Below are 399 nucleotides of genomic sequence, written 5' to 3'. Positions count from 1 at the left end.
ATGATGGAAGCACGCATGCGCACGCATCTGAGCGCGGAAAAGAAAAACGTCGCTGCAGCGCAGAAAGCGCCGGCTCCGGTGGCCCCTGCGGTATATACCCCGCCGCCGGTCAATCCGTTGCCGTCGTCTCCGTTTGCTTTCACGTCGCCCTTCAAACACGCTGCATGACGATTCAAATCACGCGACATCACGTAGAAAAAACGGCCGAACGATCATCTCGTCGGCCGTTTTCTTTTTTCGCTCGCGCGCCGGGTTAGCGCGTCTTCGCTACTGCTGACGAACCCACGTTTGCGAGCGCCCGAGCAGCGACACGCCAATATACCCGCGCACCACCAGCTTGTTCCCGCCGTCTTCCAGGTGCATCTTGCACTTGTAGAGTTTGCCGTTTTCCGGGTCGAG

Annotated in this window: 1 protein-coding gene; it reads right to left on the bottom strand. The window is 58.9% G+C overall.

Translation table 11 applies throughout. From position 1 onward, the window contains the following. Positions 1 to 267 precede the first annotated feature (267 nt). A partial coding sequence (locus tag SB753_RS35095) for a DUF2147 domain-containing protein (RefSeq protein WP_410804656.1) occupies positions 268 to 399 on the bottom strand: 132 nt, incomplete at its 5' end.

The organism is Paraburkholderia sp. SIMBA_053 (assembly GCF_046534895.1).
Taxonomy (GTDB): Bacteria; Pseudomonadota; Gammaproteobacteria; order Burkholderiales; family Burkholderiaceae; genus Paraburkholderia; species Paraburkholderia caledonica.
The sequence above is the reverse complement of the archived record's forward strand: the minus strand, read 5'-3'. Positions and strand labels throughout refer to the sequence as shown.